At 59.2% G+C, this 7,149-nt stretch carries 8 protein-coding genes and 1 pseudogene; 5 read left to right on the forward strand and 4 right to left on the reverse strand.

From position 1 onward, the window contains the following. Positions 1-206: 206 nt before the first annotated feature. A complete protein-coding gene (locus tag ACE4YL_RS11225; RefSeq protein ID WP_461358598.1) occupies positions 207-779 on the reverse strand; it encodes a hypothetical protein in 573 nt (190 codons plus the stop codon). Continuing rightward, positions 766-1,329 (reverse strand): RNA polymerase sigma factor, encoded by a 564-nt coding sequence (locus tag ACE4YL_RS11230; RefSeq protein ID WP_461358599.1) that lies wholly within the window; start codon positions 1,327-1,329, stop codon positions 766-768. The genes ACE4YL_RS11225 and ACE4YL_RS11230 overlap by 14 nt, the downstream gene beginning before the upstream one ends. Before the next feature lie 307 nt (positions 1,330-1,636). Between ACE4YL_RS11230 and ACE4YL_RS11235 the strand changes: the two genes are divergently transcribed. Further along, entirely contained in the window at positions 1,637-2,170 is a 534-nt protein-coding gene (locus ACE4YL_RS11235) for an HD-GYP domain-containing protein (protein WP_461358616.1), read from the forward strand. A 51-nt stretch (positions 2,171-2,221) separates the two neighbouring features. On the opposite strand, the gene ACE4YL_RS11240 is transcribed toward ACE4YL_RS11235, so the two are convergent. Further along, complete coding sequence (locus ACE4YL_RS11240; protein ID WP_461358600.1) at positions 2,222-2,701, reverse strand: DUF6530 family protein; 480 nt, start codon at positions 2,699-2,701, stop codon at positions 2,222-2,224. A gap of 175 nt (positions 2,702-2,876) precedes the next feature. On the opposite strand from ACE4YL_RS11240, the gene ACE4YL_RS11245 reads away from it, so the two are divergent. The 4 genes and pseudogenes from ACE4YL_RS11245 (at position 2,877) to ACE4YL_RS11260 (ending at position 6,126) form a co-directional block, all read left to right on the forward strand. Next, the gene (locus ACE4YL_RS11245; RefSeq protein WP_461358601.1) at positions 2,877-3,218 is read left to right on the forward strand and encodes a cytoplasmic protein; all 342 of its coding nucleotides are present in this window, start codon (positions 2,877-2,879) and stop codon (positions 3,216-3,218) included. Positions 3,219-3,231: 13 nt separating this feature from the next. Next, on the forward strand, positions 3,232-4,887 hold the full coding sequence (locus tag ACE4YL_RS11250; protein ID WP_461358602.1) for a M20/M25/M40 family metallo-hydrolase: 1,656 nt from the start codon (positions 3,232-3,234) through the stop codon (positions 4,885-4,887). Positions 4,888-5,018: 131 nt separating this feature from the next. Then, positions 5,019-5,261 (forward strand): annotated as a pseudogene (locus ACE4YL_RS11255) (MFS transporter); the annotation flags it as partial. Between the two features lie 118 nt (positions 5,262-5,379). Next, positions 5,380-6,126: an MFS transporter gene (locus ACE4YL_RS11260; protein ID WP_461360494.1), complete on the forward strand. Its 747-nt coding sequence runs from the start codon at positions 5,380-5,382 to the stop codon at positions 6,124-6,126. 46 nt (positions 6,127-6,172) lie between these two features. On the opposite strand, the gene ACE4YL_RS11265 is transcribed toward ACE4YL_RS11260, so the two are convergent. Beyond that, complete coding sequence (locus tag ACE4YL_RS11265) at positions 6,173-6,889, reverse strand: SIMPL domain-containing protein (protein WP_461358604.1); 717 nt, start codon at positions 6,887-6,889, stop codon at positions 6,173-6,175. Between the last annotated feature and the right edge of the window lie 260 nt (positions 6,890-7,149).

Consider the following 7,149-nt stretch of genomic DNA (forward strand, 5'->3'; position numbering starts at 1 on the left):
CCTACCTCGGAAGATCTTGGGTTACCGCACACCGTTGGAGCTCTTCCAGGAGGAACTATCGAAGCTGGACGCAACTGTGAAATGCTTTATAGAACGGGTTTCTGGCTAGCCGTTGCATTTGCTATTGCACTTTAGAGAAAAATTTCCAGATCGCGATCGAGAACCGGAGATAGGCCTCCGGCTCTCGGTTTGCAAACTGCTTAGGATCAGCTGCCCTCGGCAGCCGCAACCACAATGCTCTTTTCCCCGTAGATCTCCAACAGCTGGCCTTGCTCTTCCACCGTTCCCCGCACCACCAGGCGGTAGGAACCGGGCTCCTCCGGCGCCTGGACGGTAAGCAGCCTGGTCTCCACGAGCTCGCCGCCGCTGAGGCCCCGTTCCATTACGAGCACTTCTTCCGCATCGCCCTCCTGCCAGATTTCCAGCCGGGGAGGGGCCGGTGTGCCCTGGCTCGAAAGGTGGGCATCCAAAGTGAGTTCCACCACTTCCCCCGGCTGCACCAGCTGCGGCCCGGAAGGGGGCAGCACGGCGGTGAGCATGCGCATGGGCACCGCTTCCTCAGCCTCAGGGAGTGGGGGCGGCTGGGGGTTCCAGACCGCTTGGAATACGAACACCAAAACCAGCACCGCAGCCGCTGCAGTTCCCAGCCACAGGGGCTGTCTGCTGCGCTTGGGTTTGGGCTGCAGCTGGGAGGAAATCCTCTGCCAGAGTTCATCGGGGGAACCGGGCCACTGGCTGTTGGCCCTGAGCGCTTCTCTGATCCGCTCATCTAAATTCATCTCTGCCACCTCCTTCGGATTCCGTCAGGTAGCCTTTGAGCCGCTGCCGCGCGGTGTAAAGGCGGGACTTCACTGTGGTTTGGGGAAGGCGCAGTGTCTGCGCGATTTCCGCCTCTGTCAGCTCAGCCACATACTTGAGCAGCAGGGGCAGGCGGTGCTTGTCGTCGAGTTTGTTGATGGCGGTAAAGAGCTCATCGAGGCCTTCCCGTTCCAGGGCGCTGCCCTCGGGGTTGAGGGAAGCATGGGGGTTTTCCTCCTCAAACTCATAGGGCAGATGGCCCCGATCAAGTTTGCTTTTGGTGCGCTTCGCCTTGTTGATCACGATCCTGGTGAACCAGGGTTTAAAGGGCCGATGCTCCTGGAAGCTGGGTAGGGAGCGGAAGGCCTGCACAAACGCTTCCTGCACGGCATCTTCAGCCGTGGCCCAGTTGCGGGTGACCAGATAGGCCAGGCGGATGGCGCTGTCCAGGTGCAGCCGGAAAATCTCTTCCAAGGCTGCGTGTTCTCCTCTTTTGGCACGCTTTATGAGTTCCCGCTCAGCCAAGTCCACGGCAATCCTCCTCTCCTCTTTCACCTTATATATCCCGCCAGAGTAAAAAAAGTTTATCGCTAAGTTTGCTATTTTTCCGGGGAAAGCCTTTATTCATCGGCCTTGGGAAGAATTTGGCGGTTCTGTGCCAGAATTAGGCTAAATAGCAGGGTTTATCGTGGGTCCGTCGAATCTTACCATTGTGTATATTTTCACCCAATTGGATATCGGCCCTAAGGGGGTGGCGGCTGTTACTAGGCATGAACCGTTCATACTAGGACTTCAGACCCCTCAGTTTGAACTAGAAGACCGAGTAATCAATGCACTGATGCATGTCCTTTACCAAAAAAGCCCGCGCGAAGAGGGGCATTCCCGCCGAGTGAGTAAGATCTGCTTCGCCATCGGTGAGCAGATGGGCCTAGAGCACGAGCAGAAGATCGAGTTAGCCAAAGTTGGTCTGCTGCACGATCTCGGCAAAATTTCCATCCCCAGCGACATTCTCAACAAGGCGCAGCCGCTCCTGCCTTGGGAGTGGAAGGAAATCCACGCACATCCAGTGAACGGGCATCGCTTTTTGAGCGCTGTGGTTGGCATGGCGGAGATCGCCGAAGCGACTTTGGCCCACCACGAGCGCATGGATGGGAGCGGCTACCCGTACGGACTGCGGGGGGGACAGATTCCCCTCATGGCCAGGATTGTGGCGGTGGCCGACGCCTACGATGCCATGGTCAGTGCCCGCCCCTACCGGCAGGCCTACAGCCACGAACAGGCCATGCAGGAGCTGATGCGGGGTGCAGGCAAGCAGTTTGATGCCCGTGTAGTTGAGGCCTTTTGCGGACTCTTATGTAAAGGTATAGTGTGATCAGGTCTTATAGATCGTGAAACGGCGACCGTCTGGCCGCCGTTTTTGTGATCAATACCCCATTTCCTCGAGGATGCGGGCCAGGGTGCGCAGGCGCTCGGCGATGAGCTCCCCGTCCCGGGCTAAGGCATCCACGAAGAGCCGGATATCCTCCGCGATCATCTCGTTTTCCGTGCACACCGCCACAGTCATGGCATCGCCCTGCAGGCCCACCCTGTCGATCTGGGGGTTTTCCGGATCGTAGAAGTTCGGATAGCGGTAGGCCTCATCAAAGTACAGCTTGGCCCGGCACACCAAAATGGCCAGATCCAGCACCCTGTGCAGGGGAAGCTCCTCCGACTGCCGAGACCACCGCTGACCCGTGTGGCGCCAGACCTTGGCGGAAATGTCCACCCGGCCCCGCTCGTTCCACTGGGCGAGCCCTAAGGATAGGCCTTTGGCATCTGAATGGTAGGCGTTGCGGCCGTCTACGTTGCTGTAATCCTCAACTACAATCACCGGCTTGTGCTTGAGATCCGTTGGTATCTTCATCTCCATTCTCCTTTGTCTGGGTAGTAAGGTAGTAAAGCACTGAAGTAGTAAAGCAGTAAAGTACTAGATCAAGTATAGCCCAAAAGCGCATCGCTGTCAAGAAGGGTCGGCGGGGCAGGAAGAACTGCCGGGGAGGAGAAGTTAGATAGAAAATGATGATGGGAGTGATAACAGCTTGAAAAAAATCGCGATCGTCAGCTTCCAGGGTGAGATGCCCTGCTTTATCCACGCGCTGCTCAACACCTGGAACTACCATTCCAGGGGGTATGAAGTGGCCCTGATTATCGAAGGGGCCTCCACCGCCCGCCTGGCCGAGATCACCAAATCGCCCCAGGCGGGACTGTGGGAAAAGATCAAGGAACAGGGCTTGATCCGCTCCGTATGCAAAGCCTGCGCCGCCCAGATGGGCACGCTGCAGGAGGCCGAGGCCCAGGGACTGCCCATCGATGCCGCCCTGTCAGGCCATTCTGATCTAGAGGTGTTCACCGCCCAGGGGTTCGAGATCATTCTTTTCTAGAAGGAGGGTCTGCATGTACCTGCACTGCTTCGACGATGTGAAAAGGCTCACTGTAGAACTGGTCAAGATTCCCAGCATGGTGAAAACCAGCGGTGAAGCGGAGTGCGCCCGCAGGATCCATGAGTTCTACCAAAGCCTCCCCTATTTCCAAAAGCACCCCGAGCATCTTGTGCTTCAGCGGACCGAAGACGATGAAATAGAGCGCTACAATGTCCTGGCCATGGTCAAGGGAACGGGGGGCGATGCCAAACGCACCGTGATCCTCATGGGGCACATCGATACGGTGGGAGTTGATGATTTTGGCAGCCTCAAGGAGTACGCCTTCGATCCTGAGCGGCTGCCGGAGGTTCTGCGCCAGATGGATTTGGGGGAAGATGTGCGGCGGGACCTGGACTCCGGTGAGTACATGTTCGGCCGGGGGGCTTTGGATATGAAAGCGGGCGTGGCGGGCCAGATGTGGCTCATCCGCTATTTCTCCCAGCATCCCGAAGAGCTCAACGGCAATCTCATCGCCATCGCGGAATGCGATGAAGAAGATAACTCCCACGGCATCATCTCCGCGCTGAAGGTGCTGAAGCAGTGGAAAGCAGAGCACGGTTTGGAGTATGTCGCGGCCATCAACGCGGATTACTCCACGCCCTACCACGAGCTGGATGAAAACCGCTACGTCTATTTCGGCACCATCGGCAAGCTCCTGCCCACGTTCTACGTGGTGGGCAAGGAAACCCATGTGGGCCAGGCCTTCGGCGGGCTCAACCCCAATTTGCTGGTGGCGGAGCTCACCAGGCTGATCGAGCTCAATCCGGAGCTGTGCGACGAGGCCCAGGGGGAGGTGACCGTGCCGCCCACTTCCCTTAAGCAGGCCGACTGCAAAGATGCCTATACTGTCCAGACACCCCTGGCCGCCTACGCTTACTACAACGTGTTCACCCACAGCCTGAGCCCCAGGGAAATCATGGCCAAGATGAAGGAGAAGGCCCGGGAAGCCTTCGACAACGTGATCACCTACCTTGATGAGGCTTACAGGACTTTCTGCCAGCGCAGCGGGCACACCTACACCAGGCTTCCCTGGAAAACCCGGGTGTACACCTGGGAGGAGTTCTACAGCGAACTGGTTGCGCAGCACGGTGAGGGTTTCGTTCAGCATCTGCGGGAATTCGCCCGGGAGCTGCAGCAAAGGGACCCTGCCTTGGATCTGAGGGACTTCAATGTGCGCCTGGTGGCGGAGGCCTGGCAGTGGGCCCGGGATAAGAGCCCGGCCATCATTGTCTTCAATTCCTCCACCTATTTTGCTAGGATAGAGATGACCGGCAGGACGGAGGCGGAACGGAGGCTGCTGGAGAGCGTCAAAGCGGCGGTCTCGGAGGTGCAGCCCCATTCGGATCGGCCCATTGTCACCAAGATGTTCTACCCGTACATCTCCGACTCCAGCTTTATGGCTTTGGGGGATGAGCGGGAAGAGCTGGACGCCTTGGAGAAGAACACGCCGGCCTGGGGCGTTAAGTACACCCATCCCATCGAGGATATTGCCGCGGTCAATGTGCCCGTGGTGAACATCGGCACCTTCGGGAAGGACGGCCACAAGCTCACCGAGCGGGTGCACATGCGGCACACCTTTGAGCTGATTCCCAACATCACCTTCCGGACGATCAAAAAGCTTTTAGGTTGAGCCTAGGGCCCCAGGCGGCAGCGCCACTGCAGAGTGGCAGTATCGATCATGGAGCAAAGGGGATAGCTGTGACAGCACTATTGGTAATCATCTACGTGGCCTTTATCAGCCTGGGGCTGCCCGATTCCATCATGGGCAGCGCCTGGCCTGTAATCAGATTGGATCTGCAGGCGCCGGTGAGCCTGGTGGGGTATCTATCCATGGCCGTCAGCGCGGGGACGGTGATCTCCAGCCTGGCGAGCAGTAAAGTGGTCTCCCGCTTCGGGACGGCTAAGGTAACTATCGTCAGCGTACTGATGACCGCCGCAGCTCTGTTGGGCTTCAGCCTGGCGGGGCATGCGGCCTGGCTTTTTCTTCTGGCCATACCCCTGGGACTGGGCGCCGGGAGTGTGGATGCGGCCCTGAACAACTTCGTGGCGCTGCACTACAAGTCCATGCACATGAACTGGCTGCACTGCTTCTGGGGAGTGGGCCACCGCGGGACCGATGATCATGTCCTTCTTTCTGGCTGGCGGCGGCTGGCGCAGAGGCTACGGAACCATTGCTGCGCTGCAGTTTGCCCTGGTGGCGGTCCTGTGGCTGTCCCGGAGGCTCTGGCAGGGGAGGGACGTGACCAGCCAGGGTGGGGACGGTGGGCAGAACACCCTCTCCAACCGGGACGCGCTGCGGCTGCCCCATGCCAAGCTGGCCTTGGTGGCTTTTGTGGGTTTTAGCGTTACCGAGATCACCGCGGGGCTTTGGAGCAGCAGCTACCTGGTGGGCGTGGAAGGGATGGCCCCCGCGGTCGCGGCCCGCTGGAGCGCGGCCTTTTACGGCGGCATCACCGTGGGGCGCCTGCTTTCGGGCTTTTTGTTCATCAAGTTGAAAAACGAAAGCTTGATCCGGGGGGGCCAGGTGATCTGCGCCCTGGGGGCGCTCCTGCTCATGCTGCCCCTGCCCGCGAGCCTCTCCGCCTTGGGTTTTGTGCTCCTGGGTCTGGGCACCGCTCCCATTTTTCCGGCCATGCTCCATGAAACCCCCCGGCGCTTCGGGGAAGCTGCCTCGGGGGCGGTTATGGGCCTGCAGATGGCGGTGGCCTACACAGGGGGGACCCTGGGCCCGCCCCTTTTTGGGGCTCTAGCCTCGCTCACTTCCCTGAAGCTCCTGCCCTATTACCTCCTGGCAGCCATCTGCACCATGCTGGTGGCTTCGGAGCTTCTGGCCAGGCGCCTGGCCCGCGGGGAAGGGGCGGCCAATTAGGAAGCAGAAACGAAAAGGAGAGCCGCGGGGCTCTCCTGGCTGCTTGCTAAAAGGCGAATTCCATCTGCACTGTGGCGCTGACTTCCACATCACCGGGGCTGATGGTGGTCCCGGCTTGGGCATCGGCCCGGAAGGCCACTGCGCTCACCATGGGAGCGTAGGAGCTGTAGCTCTCGCCCATGGTGATCAGCTCGCCCAGGGTCACGCCGGCCGCTTCCGCCATGGCCTCAGCCTTGGCTCGGCCCTGGCGCACCGCGAGCTTGAGTGCTTCCAGCTGCAGGGACTGTTTGTCCTGGACATCGAAGCGGATGCCCTGTACCTGGTTGGCGCCGGCCTTCACCGCTGCATCGATGATCTCCCCTAGTCCCTCCAGGTCAGTTGTGGTGATGTTGATCCTGTTCTGCACCCAATAGGTGACCACTGTTTCTTCCTGGTTGGTGCCGCGGTTGAGGATCTGCGTGGAACCGTAGATGTTGTAGCCGCTGGTGGACACTTCTTTTTCCGTCAGGCCCAGATCCCGCAGGGCCGCCATGACCCGGGCCATGATGTTGGCGTTGTCCTGGGCGGCCTTTTCTGCTGAAGGATCCTGCGTCTCCACTCCCAGGGTGATGTAGGCGATATCAGGGCTGGCGGTAACCACGGCTGTGCCGCTAACCTGCAGGCGCTTCTGGTCAGAGCTGGCCAGGGCCGCAGGAGAAACCGCCCCGCTGAGGAGGACCACAAGCAGCGTGACAATTCCGGTTTTGAGCAGAGTTCTGCGCATTATCATCTTCCTTTCTCGGTTTAGGCTTGCTTTCACTTTATATATCCTTCGAGGTGCCAAGAAGTTTATTGATCCGGCGAGAATTTTCCCCGACCAGGATCCAAGGGGCAGAAGGGCCCGGCAGAAATGCAACTCTAAATGAAACGGATTTTCGCTCGTCTTCTCTCTGACTCAACGAAGGGTTTCTGTTCCTCGCTCGGCTTGGTTTATCCTGCTCGTGCCAGACTTTCCACCGCTTCCCATGCAGATATGCCGTTTAG

This window comes from Candidatus Darwinibacter acetoxidans (assembly GCF_041936445.1).
GTDB lineage: Bacteria > Bacillota > Limnochordia > Darwinibacteriales > Darwinibacteriaceae > DTU010.